This is a genomic window from Nocardioides sp. ChNu-153, from assembly GCF_030466625.1.
In the GTDB taxonomy this organism is placed as follows: Bacteria; Actinomycetota; Actinomycetes; order Propionibacteriales; family Nocardioidaceae; genus Nocardioides.
Genome location: NZ_JADEVT010000004.1, coordinates 192,020 through 206,908, shown reverse-complemented (window position 1 = coordinate 206,908; position 14,889 = coordinate 192,020). Strand labels below are relative to the sequence as shown.

Genomic DNA, 14,889 nt, shown 5'->3' with positions numbered 1-14,889 from the left:
CCACCCCGGCGGACCGGGCGTGGCCGAATCGTGGTCCGGGGACCGTCGCGGCCGCGTCAGCGCAGGGAGTACGTCGCGAGCGAGACCCCGACGTAGTGGGCGGCGAACGCCAGGATCGTGAAGGTGTGGAAGACCTCGTGGAAGCCGAACCAGCGCGGCGAGGGGTTGGGGCGCTTCAGGCCGTAGACGACGCCGCCGAGGGTGTAGAGCCCGCCGCCGACGCAGATCATCACGAAGACGGCCACCCCGACGCCGGTGCCGTAGCGGGCCAGCGCCCCGTCGTGGAAGTCCGGGATGAAGAACACGGCCGCCCAGCCCAGGGCCAGGTAGATGGGGGCGTTCAGCCAGCGGGGGGCACCCCGCCAGAGCACCTTGAGCGCGACGCCGGCCAGGGCGCCCGACCACACGACGACCAGCAGCACGGTGCGTTGGGTGCCCTCGAGCAGGAGCAGCGTGAAGGGCGTGTAGGAGCCCGCGATGAGCAGGAAGATGTTGGCGTGGTCGAAGCGCTTGAGGAACGACCACGTGCGCGGCGACCACGTGCCGCGGTGGTAGACCGCCGAGACCGTGAACAGCAGCAGGGCGGTCAGGGTGAAGATCGTCGACCCCACGCGCGTCGTCGCGTCGGGGGAGAGCGCGACGAGCACGAGGCCGGCCGCGAGCGCGAGGGGGGCGGTGCCGAGGTGCAGCCAGCCACGCAGGTGCGGCTTGACGTCGTCGATCACCTCGCGGACCTGCTTGCCGGCGGCATCGAGACGCTCGCCGGCGGCGCCACGGAGCTCGGCGATGCGCTGGGAGGGAGCGTTCATGGGGTCAATGTAGTCGCCGTCGCGGGGGCCGCCGCCCACGGTGAGCCCCCCGCTCCGCCCGGACCGCTCGCCACTAGCATCGTCGGGTGGCCAGGAGCTGGAAGTCCGTCGTGCGCCGTGCGCTCTACCCGGCGTACGAGGCGCGGATGGTGCGGCGTCTCCCGGCCTCCCGCGTGCCGGCCCACGTCGGCGTGATGCTCGACGGCAACCGGCGCTGGGCGCGGGCCGTCGGCGCGGACACGGCGCACGGCCACCGGGCCGGGGCGGCGAACATCGAGCCGCTGCTCGGCTGGTGCGAGGAGATCGGGGTGGAGGTCGTCACCCTGTGGCTGCTCTCGACCGACAACCTCAACCGCTCCGCCGACGAGCTCGAGCCGCTGCTGGAGATCATCGCCGACGCCGTCGACAGCCTCGCCGACCAGCGCCGCTGGCGCCTGCACCCGGTCGGGGCGCTGGACCTGCTGCCGCCCGAGACGTCCGCGCGGCTGCGCGCGGCCGCGGCGGCGACCGCCGACGTGGACGGCATCCTCGTCAACGTCGCGGTCGGGTACGGCGGACGCCACGAGATCGTGGACGCCGTGCGGTCGCTGCTGCTCGAGCACGCGCGCCGCGGCACGACGCTGGAGGAGCTGGCCGCCCAGGTCGACGTCGCGATGATCGGCGACCACCTCTACACCAAGGGCCAGCCCGACCCCGACCTCGTCATCCGCACGTCGGGGGAGCAGCGGCTCGGCGGCTTCCTGCTGTGGCAGAGCGCCGGCAGCGAGTTCTACTTCTGCGAGGCCTTCTGGCCCGACTTCCGGCGCGTCGACTTCCTCCGCGCCATCCGCGCGTACGGCGAGCGCGAGCGGCGCCACGGGCGCTGACCTCTCCGCCGTACGACGGCCTGCGCGGTGCTGGTGGGGCTGGTGTGACGGGTGGTCGAGCCGGTAACGCACCGTTCACCTCGCATCCGCGCGTGTCGCCACGGGCGGACCGTGCCCCGGCGTAACTTCGGCTCATCGGCGGGTGGGGAAGCCCGCCGTACCCAGGAGGCCCGATCGTGGACGACCACGACTGCACCGTGCGGCAGTGCCGCTGCGCGGGAGGAGGCGGGCACTCCCGTCTTCGGGCGACGCCTGAGTCCACCAGCTGCAGCTAGGGCCGGGCGACGAGTGCGCGTGCCGGTTCGTGAGGGGTAGACCGTGGCCTCGAACCCGACGCGCGAGACGTCCGTCCGCACCTACGTGCTCGACACCAGCGTTCTGCTGGCCGACCCCGGCGCCCTGCGCCGGTTCGACGAGCACGAGGTGGTCCTCCCGGTGGTGGTGATCACCGAGCTGGAGGGCAAGCGGCACCACCCCGAGCTGGGGTACTTCGCGCGCACCGCGCTCCGCACGCTCGACGAGCTGCGCGTCACCAACGGCCGGCTGGACCAGCCGGTGCCCGTCGGTGACCTGGGCGGCACGTTGCGCGTGGAGCTGAACCACACCGACCCGGGAGCCCTGCCCTCGGGCTTCCGGCTCGGCGACAACGACACCCGCATCCTCGCCGTGGCCCGCAACCTGGCCGACGAGGGCCGCGCCGTCACGCTGGTCTCCAAGGACCTGCCGCTGCGCATCAAGGCCTCGGCCGTGGGCCTCGACGCGGAGGAGTACCGCGGCGAGGCCGTCAGCGACTCGGAGGTCGGCTACACCGGCATGGCCGAGCTCGAGGTCCCGGCCGACGTGCTCGACGACCTCTACGACCACGGCACGACCGACCTGGCCGAGGCCCGCGACCTCGTGTGCCACCAGGGGCTCGTGCTGCTCTCGGACCGGGGTACGGCGCTGGGCCGCGTGGGCGCCGACAAGCGGGTCCACCTCGTGCGCGGGGACCGGGACGCGTTCGGCATCCACGGCCGCTCGGCCGAGCAGCGCATCGCGCTGGAGATGCTGCTCGACCCCGAGGTCGGCATCGTCTCGCTCGGCGGCCGGGCGGGCACGGGCAAGTCGGCCCTCGCGCTCTGCGCCGGCCTCGAGACCGTGCTCGAGCGGCGCCAGCACAAGAAGGTCGTCGTCTTCCGCCCGCTGTTCGCGGTCGGGGGCCAGGAGCTGGGCTACCTGCCCGGCAGCGAGAGCGAGAAGATGTCGCCGTGGGCCCAGGCGGTCTTCGACACCCTCGGCGCCCTCACGTCGCGCGACGTGATCGACGAGGTCCTCGACCGCGGCATGCTCGAGGTGCTGCCGCTCACCCACATCCGCGGACGCTCCCTGCACGACGCGTTCGTCATCGTGGACGAGGCCCAGTCGCTGGAGCGCAACGTGCTGCTCACCGTGCTCTCGCGCATCGGCGCCAACTCGAAGGTGGTGCTCACCCACGACGTCGCCCAGCGCGACAACCTGCGCGTGGGCCGGCACGACGGCGTCGTCGCGGTGGTGGACAAGCTCAAGGGCCACCCGCTGTTCGCGCACGTCACCCTGACGCGCTCGGAGCGCTCGCCGATCGCCGCGCTGGTCACCGAGATGCTGGAGAACGTCGCGCTGTAGGAACGCACCCCGGGTGCCGCGTGACGCGGCCGGTGGACCGCGGGTTTGCCTCGTCCGAGCACCTCGGGCAGGCTGTCCCGCGGTCCCCGGCCCCTCACGTGAGCATCGAGCACTTGACGAAGCAGAAGTACGAGCCCCGGCACCGGCAGGCGAAGCACCGCGCCCCCGGTCGCGCCGTCCTCCCGCTGGACCCCTCGAAGGCCCTGCGCTCCACCGTCGTCCTCACCTCGGTCGCCGCCGCGGCGACCGGTGTGGTCGTGGGCGGAGGCGTGCTGACGGCCGGCGGCGTGTCCGCCGCGGACGGCCGCCTCGCGTCGGCCTCGGTGGCCGAGGGCGCGGAGGCCGCCACGACGTCGAGCCCGGCCGCCGACGACGTCGCGACCGAGGAGCTGCTGGCGGAGCGCGCCGACGCCGCGACCTCCCGCTCCGACACCCGCGCCGCGGTCGACCCGGCGAAGGCGGTGGCCCTCTCCGGTGCCGCCGGCCCCGCGGTCGCGCAGGCGGAGGACGCCTCCGACCTGGACCCCCGCGAGGTGGGGCGCATGCTGCTGACCGAGGCCGGCTTCGGCGCCGACCAGTGGGAGTGCCTCGACTCGCTGTGGACCAAGGAGTCCGGTTGGGACGTCACGGCCGACAACCCGACGTCCTCGGCCTACGGCATCCCGCAGTCGCTGCCCGGCTCCAAGATGGCCTCGGCCGGCGACGACTGGGAGACCAACCCGGCGACCCAGATCCGCTGGGGCCTGGGCTACATCGAGGACCGCTACGGCACCCCCTGCTCGGCCTGGGCGCACAGCCAGGCCGTCAACTGGTACTGAGTCGGCTCCGGGCCGGCTCCGGGGCGACCCGAGCCCGGCACGACGCACGAGGGCCGGTACGGCGGGGAGTCCCGCCGTACCGGCCCTCGTCGCGTCCACGGCCCCGCGGGCCCCGGCACACCGGGTCAGGGGTGCGTCATCGACTCCAGGTCGAGGGCGGCGTCGAGCTGCTCCTCGGTGAGCTCGCCGCGCTCGACGTAGCCCATCGCGATGACCGTCTCGCGGATGGTGGCGCCGTCGGCGAGCGCCTTCTTCGCGATCTTCGCCGCGGCCTCGTAGCCCACGTGCTTGTTCAGCGGCGTGACCACGGACGGCGACGACGCGGCGTACCGGCGCATGCGCTCGGCGTCGGCGGTGATGCCGTCGATGCAGCGCTCGGCGAGCAGCACGGACGAGGTCGAGAGCAGGCGCACCGACTCGAGGACGTTGCGCGCCATCACCGGCAGCATCACGTTGAGCTCGAAGTTGCCCGACAGGCCGGCCACCGTCATGGCGGCGTCGTTGCCGATGACCTGGGCGCACACCATGAGCGTGGCCTCGGGCAGGACGGGGTTCACCTTGCCCGGCATGATCGAGGAGCCCGGCTGCAGGTCGGGCAGGTGGATCTCGGCGAGGCCGGTGGTCGGGCCCGAGCTCATCCAGCGCAGGTCGTTGCAGATCTTCGTCAGCCCGACGGCGATGGTGCGCAGCACGCCGGAGAGCTCGACGAGGGAGTCGCGGGTGCCCTGGGCCTCGAAGTGGTTGCGGGCCTCGGTGAACGGCTGGCCGGTCGCGTCGCCGAGCGCGGCGATGGCGGCGGCCGCGAAGCCCTGCGGGGTGTTGATGCCGGTGCCGACCGCGGTGCCGCCCAGGGGCAGCTCGCGCACGCGGGGGAGCACCGACTCGAGGCGCTCGACGCCGTAGCGGATGGTCGCGGCGTACCCGCCCAGCTCCTGGCCGAGCATGACGGGGGTGGCGTCCATGAGGTGGGTGCGGCCGGACTTCACCAGGCCGGCGAACTCCTCGGCCTTGTCCTCCAGCGAGGTGGCGAGCACGCCGAGCGCCGGGACGAGGTCCTCCACGACCGCCAGGGTGGCGGCGACGTGGATCGACGTGGGGAAGGTGTCGTTGCTCGACTGGCTCGCGTTCACGTGGTCGTTGGGGTGCACCTCCGTGCCCGCGTCGCGCGCCAGGGACGCGATGACCTCGTTGGTGTTCATGTTCGAGCTCGTGCCCGAGCCCGTCTGGAACACGTCGAGCGGGAAGTGGGCGTCGACGTCGCCGGCCGCGATCGTGGCGCAGGCGGCGGCGATGGCCTCGCCCTGCTCGGACGTCACGACCCCGAGGTCGGTGTTCACCCGCGCCGCGGCCGCCTTCACCAGGGCCATCGCCTGGATGTGGCGGCGCTCGAGCGTCGTCCCGGAGATCGGGAAGTTCTCGATCGCCCGCTGCGTCTGCGCGCGCCACAGGGCCTCGCGCGGGACCTTCACCTCGCCCATGGAGTCGTGCTCGACGCGGAACTCTTCGTGGTTCTCAGCCATGCCCGCGAGGCTACCCCCGCCGCTGCACGGGTCCGCGCCTCAGCGGCGGGCCGAGTGCAGCCAGTAGGAGCCGACGCGGCCGTGGCCGGGGACCGCCACCTCCTGCACGGTCGCGGCGCCGAGCACGTCGACCAGGGCCTGCTCCAGGGCGGCGGAGTGCGTCGCCGACCAGACGGCGACGGTGCCGCCGGGGGCGAGCACCCGCCGTACCCCCGCGAGCAGCGGCGGCGTGTAGAGCGCCGCGTTGGGCGCGTGCACGAGGTTGTCGGGGCCGTTGTCGACGTCGAGGAGCACCAGGTCGTAGGCGCCGTCGGGGGTGTCGGCGAGCGTCACCGCGACGTCCGCCTCGACGACGCGCAGCCGCTCGTCGGCTAGGTACGCCGGCCCGTGCGGCACCGTGCCGTCGCGCATCCAGGCGACGACGGCGGGCTCGATCTCGACGACGTCGATCCGGCGCACCCGGGCGTCGGCGAGCACGGCGTGCGCGGTGAAGCCGAGCCCCAGGCCGCCGACGAGCACCCGCTCGGGGCGCGCGCACGCGGCCAGTGCCGCGTCGGCCAGCAGCCGCTCGCTGGTGGTCTCGAGGGTGTCCATGACGAAGACGCCGTTCACCCGCAGCTCGAGCGCGCCGTCGTCGCGGCGGCGCAGCGCGACCTCGCCGCGCTCCGAGCGGGCGCGGGCGACGTCACCGGGGGCGGGGGGCTGGTCCACGGCCGGGAGCCTAGTGGGGCGCGGCGTACCGTCGCCGCATGAGACCGCCGCGCCCCCTGCTCCCGCTGCGCGAGGACCGGGGGGCCGCGCTGCGGGCGCAGGCGCCGACGTACGACGCCCTCCTGCGCGGGCGCACGCTCGCCGCGGGCGCCGCCCCGGCCAGGTACGCGGGCGTCGAGCGGGAGCAGGTGGTCGGCCGCGGCGGGGCCGCGTTCGCCCGGGCCGCCACCGCGCTCGGCGCCTGGGAGGTGCAGCGGCGGGCGGGCGTGGGGGTGCGGGCCGACGGACCCGCCACCGCCGAGGGCAGCGTCGCCGAGCTGCTCCTGGGCGCGGGACCCCTCGGGGTGCGGGCGCCGGTGCTCGTCGTGGCCGCGGAGGCGACGCCGCGGCGCGTCGGGTACGCCTACGGGACCCTGCCCGGCCACCCCGAGGAGGGGGAGGAGGCGTTCGTCGTCGAGCACCGCGCCGACGACACCGTGGTGCTCGTCGTGCGGGCGTTCTCCCGGCCCGCGACGTGGTGGTCGCGCCTCGGCGCCCCGGTGACCGCGGTGGTGCAGCGGCGGGTGACCGACCGCTACCTCGCGGCGCTGACGGGGGGCACCGGGATCACTGGGCCGAGCGGACCCTGATCCCGGTGAGCGGCACGGTCACCGCGCCGGAGGGGTCGGTGAAGAAGTCGTTGCCCTGGTCGTCGACCACGATGAACGCCGGGAAGTCCTCGACCTCGATCTTCCACACGGCCTCCATGCCGAGCTCGGGGTACTCCAGCACCTCCTGGCTCTTGATGCAGTCCTGCGCCAGCCGCGCGGCGGGCCCGCCGATCGAGCCGAGGTAGAAGCCGCCGAACTCGGCGCAGGCCTCGGTGACCTGCTTGCTGCGGTTGCCCTTGGCGAGCATCACCATCGAGCCGCCGGCCGCCTGGAACGAGCGCACGTAGGAGTCCATCCGACCTGCCGTGGTGGGGCCGAACGAGCCCGACGCCATGCCCTCGGGGGTCTTGGCCGGGCCGGCGTAGTAGACGGGGTGGTCGCGCAGGTACGCCGGCATCTCCTCGCCCGCGTCGAGCCGCTCCTGGATCTTGGCGTGGGCGATGTCGCGCGCCACCACGAGCGGGCCGGTGAGCGACAGCCGCGTCTTGACGGGGTGTCGGCGCAGCTCGGCGAGGATGTCGGCCATCGGCTGGTTGAGGTCGATGCGCACGACCTCGCCGCCCTGGATGAGCTGCTCCGCGGTGGTGTCGGGCAGGTAGCGCGCGGGGTCGGTCTCGAGCTGCTCGAGGAAGACGCCCTCGGGCGTGATCTTGCCGAGCGCCTGGCGGTCGGCGGAGCAGGAGACCGCGATCGCGACGGGGCACGACGCCCCGTGGCGCGGCAGGCGCACGACGCGGACGTCGTGGCAGAAGTACTTGCCGCCGAACTGCGCGCCGATCCCGAACCCCTGGGTCAGCTCGAAGACCTGCTGCTCCAGCTCGAGGTCGCGGAAGCCGTGCGCCGCCATCGAGCCCTCGGTGGGCAGCGCGTCGAGGTAGTGCGCGCTCGCGTACTTCGCCGTCTTCAGCGCGAACTCCGCGCTCGTGCCGCCGATGACGACCGCGAGGTGGTACGGCGGGCACGCCGCCGTGCCGAGGCTGCGGATCTTCTCGTCGAGGAACTCCAGCAGGCGCTTCGGGTTGAGGATCGCCTTCGTCTCCTGGAACAGGAACGACTTGTTGGCGCTGCCGCCGCCCTTGGCCATGAACAGGAACTTGTACTCCGGCTTCCCCGACGTCTGCGGGGTCGAGTAGATCTCGACCTGCGCCGGGAGGTTCGTGCCGGTGTTCTTCTCGTCGTACGTCGTCAGCGGCGCGAGCTGGGAGTAGCGCAGGTTGAGGCGGGTGTACGCGTCGTACACGCCCGCGCTGATCGCCTCGCCGTCGTCGGCCCCGGTGAGCACGCCCTCCGACTTCTTGCCCATGACGATCGCCGTGCCCGTGTCCTGGCACATCGGCAGCACGCCGCCGGCGGAGATGTTGACGTTCTTCAGCAGGTCGAGCGCCACGAACCGGTCGTTGCCGCTGGCCTCGGGGTCGTCGATGATCCGGCGCAGCTGCGCGAGGTGGGCGGGGCGCAGGTAGTGGGCGATGTCGTGCATGGCCTCGCGGGTCAGCGTGCGGATCGCCTCGGGCGCGACCTCGAGGAACGTGCGCCCGCTGGCCTCGAAGCTCGAGACGCCCTCGGTCGTCACCAGCCGGTACGGCGTGGCGTCGGGCCCCAGGGGCAGCAGGTCGGAGTAGCGGAAGTCGTCGCCCAGCGGTGCGCTCACGGACACGCACCGTAGACGGGGGTCACACCCGCGGGCCGCAGCGGGTCCCCTTCCCCTCGCCGGGCTGGCGCCGCAGGGCGGGGTTGCGGTCGTCGCGACGACGAGTACGGTGGGCGGCATCCACCACGGGAGTCCACGGCAGTGGGCTGAGATGGGGCTGAGACCGCCCCGACCGTCGAACCTGATCCGGGTCATGCCGGCGCAGGAAGTGAGGAGCGTTCTCGTGCCTGCTGTCACCAGCGGCGCGGCCACCGGTGTGCCGCGCCTGTTCTGCCTCGTCGACCTCCACGACGACCTCGCGCTGCTGCCGGCGCTCGCCGCACGGGGGGTGGACGGCTTCCAGGTGCGGGCGAAGACCGCCACGACCGCCGCGCTGGTCGACCTGACCCACCGCGCGGTCGCGGCCGTGCGCCCCCACGGTGCCCGGGTCGTGGTGAACGACCGCCTCGACGTGGCGCTGGCGGCGTCCGCCGACGGGGTGCACCTCGGCGCGGACGACCTCCCCGTGCCCGCCGCGCGCCGCATCGCCGACGCGCTCGACCTCCCGGGCTTCCTCGTGGGGGCCACCTGCCGCGACCGCCCGGCGGTCGCGGCGGCGGCGGCCGCCGGCGCCGACTACGCGGGGTTCGGTCCCGTGGCGCCCTCGGCGTCGAAGGCCGGGCTGCCGGCCCCCCGCGGCGTCGACGGGCTCGCCGCGGCGGTGGGCCCCCTGCCGCTCGTCGCGATCGGTGGCATGACGCCCGCCCTCGCCGCGGACGCCTGGGCCGCCGGCGCCCACGGCGTCGCCGTCATCGGGGCGATCTGGCGACAACCCGACCCCCTGGCCGCAGCGGAGGACCTCCTGGCCGCCCGCTGATGGCGCGGGTGCTCGTGCGGGGCGCCGGCATCGTCGGCCTCGCCGTCGCCGAGGAGCTGCAGCGCCGCGGTCACGTGGTGCTGGTGGTCGACCCGGCACCGGGCTCCGGCGCCTCCCACGCGGCCGCCGGCATGCTCGCGCCCGGCAGCGAGGTCTGGTGGGGCGAGGAGGGGCTGCTCGCCCTGACCCTGCGCAGCGCCGCGCTGTGGCCGGCGTACGCGGCCCGTCTCGGCGTCCCGCTCCACCGCGCCGGCACGCTGCTCGTCGGCCACGACCGCGGCGACCTGCAGGACGTGGAGCGCCAGGTCGCCCTCCTGCGCTCGCTGGGCGGGACCGCCACGCTCCTCGACCGTGCCGCGCTGCGCCGTGCGGAGCCCTCGCTCGGGCGGGTCGCCGGCGGCGCCCTGCTGCCCGACGACCGGGCCGGGGACCCGCGGCGGGTGGTCGCGGCCCTGCGCGCGCGGGTGCGGGTCGAGCCCGCCGCGACGGGGTGGGACCACGACGTCGCGGTGGTGGCGACCGGGGCCCGCCTCCCGCCCCCGCACGCCCACCTCGTGCGCGGCGTCCGCGGCGAGGTGCTCCGGCTGCGCACCGACGACCCGCCGCGCCACGTGGTGCGTGGGTGGGTGGCGGGGGAGCCCGTGTACGTCGTGCCCCGCCCGCGCGAGCCCGGGGCGCCGGACCCCGGCGTCGAGGTGGTCGTCGGTGCCACGAGCGAGGAGCACGACGGTCCACCGGTCGTCACGGCCGGCGGCGTCGCCCGCCTGCTCGAGGCCGCCCGGGTGCTGCTCCCGGGCCTGGACCGGGCCGAGCTCGTCGAGGCCACCGCGCGCGACCGCCCGACGAGCGCCGACCACCTGCCGCTCGTCGGGCCGGCGCCGCCCGCCGACGGTCCCGTCCCGGCCGTCCCCGTCGTGCTGGCCGCCGGCCACTTCCGCCACGGGGTGCTGCTCGCCCCCCTGACCGCACGGCTCGTCGCCGACCACCTCGCGACCGGGCACGTCGAGCCGCTGCTCGACCCCCGCCGTACCGACCACCACGCCCGCACCGACCCCGAGGAGCGCCATGCCCCACCTCACCGTCAACGGTGAACCCGTCCCCACGCCGGCCCGCACCGTCGCCGAGCTCGTGGCCGCCCACGTCGGGGATCCCGCCGGGCACGCCGTGGCGGTCAACGGCACCGTCGTGCGTCGCGCCGCGCACGCCACCACGCCCCTGGGCGACGGCGACGTCGTCGAGATCGTGACGGCGGTGCAGGGCGGATGAGCGGCCCGGAGCGCGACGGCCCCGTCGTCGCCGGCGAGCGGCTCGACTCACGGCTCCTGCTCGGCACGGGTGGGCTGCCGCGCCCCGCGCTGCTCGACCCCGTGCTCGACGCCGCCGCGCCGGCCCTCGTCACGGTCAGCGTCCGCCGGACGTCCGCGAGCGCGGCGGGCGGCCTGCTGGCGACGCTGCGCCGCCGCGGGGTGCGCGTGCTGCCCAACACGGCGGGCTGTCGCAGCGCCCACGAGGCGGTGCTGACCGCGGAGCTGGCCCGCGAGGCGCTCGGCACCGACTGGGTGAAGCTGGAGGTCGTCACGGACGACCGGACGCTGCTGCCCGACGTCGTCGAGCTCGTCGACGCGGCCGAGCGGCTCGTCGCCCGCGGCTTCGTCGTGCTGCCCTACACGACCGCCGACGCGGGGATCGCGCGCCGGCTGCTCGACGCCGGCTGCGCGGCCGTCATGCCGCTCGGGTCGCCGATCGGGTCGGGTCTCGGCGTGCTCGACCCGCACGCCGTCGAGGCCCTCGTCGCGACCGTGGACGGGGCGGTCCCCGTGGTGCTGGACGCCGGGGTCGGCACCGCCAGTGACGCCTGCACGGCCCTGGAGCTGGGCTGCGACGCCGTCCTGGCGGCGAGTGCGGTGACCCGGGCCGCGGACCCCGTGGCGATGGCCCGGGCGCTGCGGCTCGCGGTGGAGGCCGGGTGGGCCGCGCGCGGCGCCGGCCGGATCCCACGCCGCTCCGTGGCCCGCGCGTCGAGTCCGTCGACCGGCCGGGTGAGCGCGTGAGGACCGACGTCGTGCTGCTCACGGACCGCTCCCAGCTGTCGCTGGGACGGGGACTGGTCCGCACCGTCCGGGAGTGCGCCGCGGCTGGCCTGCGCACCGTGGTGGTGCGCGAGCTGGACCTCGACGTGCCCGCTCGCACCGCGCTCGTCGCCCGGCTGCGCGAGGTCTCGGACCTCACCGTGCTGACCGCGCGCGTGCCGCTGCCCGGGGCGCACGGGGTGCACCTCGCCGCCCACCAGGCCGCCGAGGGCACGGGCGGGGCCGGTCTCCACGCCCGCTCCTGCCACGACGTCGCGGAGGTCGCGCGCGCGGCCGGACAGGGCGCGGCGTACGTGACGCTCTCCCCGTTCGCCCCCACCGCGAGCAAGCCGGGCCACGGTCCGGCGCTGCCCCCCGCGGTGTACGGCGAGGCCCGCCGCCGCTGCGCCGGCGCGGCGACCCGGGTGCTCGCCCTCGGCGGGATCGACGCCCGCACCGCGGCGGACGCGGTGCACGCCGGCGCCCACGGTGTCGCCGTCATGGGCGCGGTGATGCGCGCCCCGGACCCCGGCGTCGAGGTCGCCGCCCTCCTCGCGGCGGTCGACGCCGCCACCGCGGCGGGGCCGGGGGACGGACGATGACGTCGTCGTCACCGCCGTCCGCCACGCCGCCCGTCGTCCTCACCGTCGCGGGCACCGACTCCGGGGGCGCCGCGGGTGTGGCCGCCGACCTCACGACGTTCGCCGCCCACGGCGTGCACGGCGCCTGCGTCGTCACGGCGGTGACGGCCCAGGACACCACCGGCGTGCACGCCGTGCACGTCCCCCCGCCCGGCATCGTGGCCGCGCAGCTGGACGCCGTGCTCGGGGACCTGCCGGTCGGTGCCGTCAAGACCGGGGTCCTCGGCTCGCCGGAGGTCGTCCGCCTCGTCGCCGACCGGCTCGGGGGGCACCCCGACCGCCCGCTCGTCGTCGACCCGGTGCTCGTGGCGACCTCGGGCGCCGTGCTCGGCGACGCGGCGGTCGCCGCGGCGTACGCCGACGTCCTGCTGCCCCGCGCGAGCGTCGTGACGCCCAACGCCGACGAGGCCCGCGCCCTCCTGCGCCTCGCGCCCGACGACGCCACGCCCGCGCCCCGCCTCGCTGCGGCCCTCGCGCAGGCCGGCTGCGCCGTCGTGCTCACCGGCGGGCCCGCTCCCGGGTCCGACCCGGGGGCGACCTGCACCGACTGGCTCGCCCGGCCGGGCCGGAGCCCGGTGCCGCTCGCCCACCCGTGCGTCCGCACCGAGAACGACCACGGGTCCGGCTGCACCTTCTCCGCCGCGCTGGCCGCCGCGCTCGCCGGGGGCGCGGACCTCGAGCCCGCCGTGGGCGCGGCCGCCCGCTACGTGGCCCGCCAGCTCGCACGCTCGGCGCGCTGGACCCTCGGCCGCGGCCGCGGGCCCGTCGCCCACACCGTCGACCCCCACCCGTCCCACCGAACCGAGGAGACCCCATGACCACCACCGACCCGTCCACCGAGCCCGCCGAGCCCGCCGAGCCCGCCCCCTCGACCCCGGCCGGTCCGGTGCACCCGGCGCACGCGCGCGTGCTGCTCGACGGCCCGCCCGGCCCCGACGGCACGCCGCTGCGCGTGCCCGTGACCCGGGTGGCGCTGACCGACGGCAGCACGTTCGACCGCTACACCACGGCGGGCCCCGGCTCCGCGCCCGAGGTCGGCCTGCCGCCGCTGCGGACCCCGTGGCTGGACGCCCGCGGCGACACCGCGCCGTACCCGGGCCGCGTCCCGGGCCTCCGCGACGACGGCCCCGCCGCCGTGCGCCGCGGCGAGGTGCGCACGCAGTGGCGTGGCGAGCGGCGGGACCCCCGCAGGGCCCTCCCCGGGCGGCGCCCCACCCAGCTCCACCTGGCACGGCAGGGAGTCGTGACGGCGGAGATGGCCTACGCGGCCGCCCGGGAGGGGTGCGACCCGGAGCTGGTGCGCAGCGAGGTCGCCGCGGGCCGCGCCATCGTCCCGGCCAACGTCAACCACCCCGAGCTGGAGCCGATGGTCATCGGCCGCCGCTTCCTCGTGAAGGTGAACGCGAACATCGGCAACTCGGCCGTGACCTCGTCGGTCGCGGAGGAGGTGGAGAAGCTGACCTGGGCCGTCACCTGGGGTGCCGACACCGTCATGGACCTCTCGACCGGGGACGACATCCACACCACGCGCGAGTGGGTGGTGCGGAACTCGCCCGTGCCGATCGGCACGGTGCCGCTCTACCAGGCGCTCGAGAAGGTCGGGGGCGACGCGGCCGCGCTGACGTGGGAGGTCTACCGCGACACCGTGGTCGAGCAGTGCGAGCAGGGCGTCGACTACATGACCGTGCACGCCGGCGTGCTCCTCGAGCACGTGCCGCTCACCGCGGACCGGGTGACGGGCATCGTGTCGCGAGGCGGCTCGATCATGGCGGGCTGGTGCCTGGCCCACCACCAGCAGAACTTCCTGCACACCCACTTCGACGAGCTCTGCGAGCTGCTCGCCGCGTACGACGTCAGCTTCAGCCTGGGCGACGGCCTGCGGCCGGGGTCGGTCGCCGACGCCAACGACGCGGCCCAGCTCGCCGAGCTGCGCACCCTGGCGGACCTGACGGTCCGCGCCTGGGACCACGACGTTCAGGTGATGGTCGAGGGGCCGGGGCACGTGCCGCTCGACCTCGTGGAGGAGAACGTGCGCCTGCAGCAGGAGTGGTGCCACGGTGCGCCCTTCTACACGCTCGGCCCGCTGGCGACCGACGTGGCGCCGGGCTACGACCACATCACGTCCGCCATCGGCGCGGCGGCCATCGCGATGCACGGCACGGCGATGCTCTGCTACGTCACCCCGAAGGAGCACCTGGGCCTGCCCGACCGCGACGACGTCAAGACGGGCGTGGTGACCTACAAGCTGTGCGCCCACGCCGCCGACGTCGCGAAGGGCCACCCCCGGGCGCGGGAGTGGGACGACGCCCTGTCCCGGGCCCGCTTCGAGTTCCGCTGGCACGACCAGTTCGCCCTCTCCCTCGACCCGGTCACCGCGCAGGCGCTGCACGACGAGACGCTCCCGGCCGAGGCGGCCAAGACCGCGCACTTCTGCTCGATGTGCGGCCCGCGGTTCTGCTCGATGCGGATCAGCCACGACGTCCGCGAGCGGTTCGCGGGGATGCAGGAGAAGTCCCGCGAGTTCGTCGAGCTCGGCGGCACGGTGTACGTCGAGCCCCACTGACCCCCGGAGCCCCGGAGCCCCGGAGCCCCGGACCCCCGGAGCCCTCACCCGCACGCTCGCGCCCGCCGACCCCGACCTTCGTCGGGTCCCGGCA

15 protein-coding genes and 1 riboswitch are annotated in these 14,889 nt (G+C 75.5%); of the genes, 11 read left to right on the top strand and 4 right to left on the bottom strand.

The genetic code is table 11. The features are described from left to right. Positions 1-56: 56 nt before the first annotated feature. Complete coding sequence (locus INN71_RS08470) at positions 57-809, bottom strand: hemolysin III family protein (RefSeq protein ID WP_277500405.1); 753 nt, start codon at positions 807-809, stop codon at positions 57-59. Between the two features lie 110 nt (positions 810-919). On the opposite strand from INN71_RS08470, the gene INN71_RS08465 reads away from it, so the two are divergent. From INN71_RS08465 to INN71_RS08455, 3 genes are all read left to right on the top strand, one after another. Continuing rightward, the gene (locus INN71_RS08465; protein WP_277500413.1) at positions 920-1,675 is read left to right on the top strand and encodes an isoprenyl transferase; all 756 of its coding nucleotides are present in this window, start codon (positions 920-922) and stop codon (positions 1,673-1,675) included. Between the two features lie 318 nt (positions 1,676-1,993). Further along, positions 1,994-3,316 (top strand): PhoH family protein, encoded by a 1,323-nt coding sequence (locus tag INN71_RS08460; protein WP_301800065.1) that lies wholly within the window; start codon positions 1,994-1,996, stop codon positions 3,314-3,316. Between the two features lie 113 nt (positions 3,317-3,429). Continuing rightward, on the top strand, positions 3,430-4,134 hold the full coding sequence (locus INN71_RS08455; RefSeq protein ID WP_301800064.1) for a lytic transglycosylase domain-containing protein: 705 nt from the start codon (positions 3,430-3,432) through the stop codon (positions 4,132-4,134). Between the two features lie 125 nt (positions 4,135-4,259). Here the strand turns inward: INN71_RS08455 and INN71_RS08450 are convergent, their stop codons facing one another. Next, positions 4,260-5,654: a class II fumarate hydratase gene (locus tag INN71_RS08450; protein ID WP_301800062.1), complete on the bottom strand. Its 1,395-nt coding sequence runs from the start codon at positions 5,652-5,654 to the stop codon at positions 4,260-4,262. 39 nt (positions 5,655-5,693) lie between these two features. Further along, positions 5,694-6,365: a spermidine synthase gene (locus INN71_RS08445; RefSeq protein WP_301800061.1), complete on the bottom strand. Its 672-nt coding sequence runs from the start codon at positions 6,363-6,365 to the stop codon at positions 5,694-5,696. A gap of 38 nt (positions 6,366-6,403) precedes the next feature. On the opposite strand from INN71_RS08445, the gene INN71_RS08440 reads away from it, so the two are divergent. Further along, positions 6,404-6,994 (top strand): DUF1990 family protein, encoded by a 591-nt coding sequence (locus INN71_RS08440; RefSeq protein WP_301800060.1) that lies wholly within the window; start codon positions 6,404-6,406, stop codon positions 6,992-6,994. Here the strand turns inward: INN71_RS08440 and INN71_RS08435 are convergent. Then, a complete protein-coding gene (locus INN71_RS08435) occupies positions 6,972-8,654 on the bottom strand; it encodes a fumarate hydratase (RefSeq protein ID WP_301800073.1) in 1,683 nt (560 codons plus the stop codon). The two genes, INN71_RS08440 and INN71_RS08435, sit on opposite strands and share 23 nt — an antisense overlap. 127 nt (positions 8,655-8,781) lie before the next feature. Next, positions 8,782-8,892, top strand: a riboswitch (TPP riboswitch). Between INN71_RS08435 and INN71_RS08430 the strand changes: the two genes are divergently transcribed. From INN71_RS08430 to thiC, 7 genes are all read left to right on the top strand, one after another. Then, positions 8,890-9,522, top strand: coding sequence for a thiamine phosphate synthase (locus INN71_RS08430; protein ID WP_301800059.1), 633 nt, complete (start codon positions 8,890-8,892; stop codon positions 9,520-9,522). Its footprint overlaps the riboswitch before it by 3 nt. After that, entirely contained in the window at positions 9,522-10,613 is a 1,092-nt protein-coding gene (locus tag INN71_RS08425) for an FAD-dependent oxidoreductase (protein ID WP_277500398.1), read from the top strand. The genes INN71_RS08430 and INN71_RS08425 overlap by 1 nt, the downstream gene beginning before the upstream one ends. Next, positions 10,588-10,788, top strand: a complete 201-nt coding sequence (gene thiS / locus INN71_RS08420) for a sulfur carrier protein ThiS (protein WP_277500397.1) — start codon at positions 10,588-10,590, stop codon at positions 10,786-10,788. The genes INN71_RS08425 and thiS overlap by 26 nt, the downstream gene beginning before the upstream one ends. After that, on the top strand, positions 10,785-11,573 hold the full coding sequence (locus tag INN71_RS08415; RefSeq protein ID WP_277500396.1) for a thiazole synthase: 789 nt from the start codon (positions 10,785-10,787) through the stop codon (positions 11,571-11,573). Before thiS ends, INN71_RS08415 begins: the two co-directional genes overlap by 4 nt. Next, complete coding sequence (locus INN71_RS08410; RefSeq protein ID WP_277500395.1) at positions 11,570-12,193, top strand: thiamine phosphate synthase; 624 nt, start codon at positions 11,570-11,572, stop codon at positions 12,191-12,193. Before INN71_RS08415 ends, INN71_RS08410 begins: the two co-directional genes overlap by 4 nt. Then, complete coding sequence (thiD, locus tag INN71_RS08405) at positions 12,190-13,050, top strand: bifunctional hydroxymethylpyrimidine kinase/phosphomethylpyrimidine kinase (protein ID WP_277500394.1); 861 nt, start codon at positions 12,190-12,192, stop codon at positions 13,048-13,050. Before INN71_RS08410 ends, thiD begins: the two co-directional genes overlap by 4 nt. Then, on the top strand, positions 13,047-14,795 hold the full coding sequence (thiC, locus tag INN71_RS08400) for a phosphomethylpyrimidine synthase ThiC (protein ID WP_277500393.1): 1,749 nt from the start codon (positions 13,047-13,049) through the stop codon (positions 14,793-14,795). The genes thiD and thiC overlap by 4 nt, the downstream gene beginning before the upstream one ends. Positions 14,796-14,889 lie beyond the last annotated feature (94 nt).

What these genes read in the sequence shown, in the direction of transcription:
- INN71_RS08470 (WP_277500405.1), bottom strand. Translation starts at nt 809, where the DNA reads ATGAACGCTCCCTCCCAGCGCATCGCCGAGCTCCGTGGCGCCGCCGGC.
- INN71_RS08450 (WP_301800062.1), bottom strand. Translation starts at nt 5,654, where the DNA reads ATGGCTGAGAACCACGAAGAGTTCCGCGTCGAGCACGACTCCATGGGC.
- INN71_RS08440 (WP_301800060.1), top strand. Translation starts at nt 6,404, where the DNA reads ATGAGACCGCCGCGCCCCCTGCTCCCGCTGCGCGAGGACCGGGGGGCC.
- INN71_RS08425 (WP_277500398.1), top strand. Translation starts at nt 9,522, where the DNA reads ATGGCGCGGGTGCTCGTGCGGGGCGCCGGCATCGTCGGCCTCGCCGTC.
- thiS (WP_277500397.1), top strand. Translation starts at nt 10,588, where the DNA reads ATGCCCCACCTCACCGTCAACGGTGAACCCGTCCCCACGCCGGCCCGC.
- INN71_RS08415 (WP_277500396.1), top strand. Translation starts at nt 10,785, where the DNA reads ATGAGCGGCCCGGAGCGCGACGGCCCCGTCGTCGCCGGCGAGCGGCTC.
- thiD (WP_277500394.1), top strand. Translation starts at nt 12,190, where the DNA reads ATGACGTCGTCGTCACCGCCGTCCGCCACGCCGCCCGTCGTCCTCACC.
- thiC (WP_277500393.1), top strand. Translation starts at nt 13,047, where the DNA reads ATGACCACCACCGACCCGTCCACCGAGCCCGCCGAGCCCGCCGAGCCC.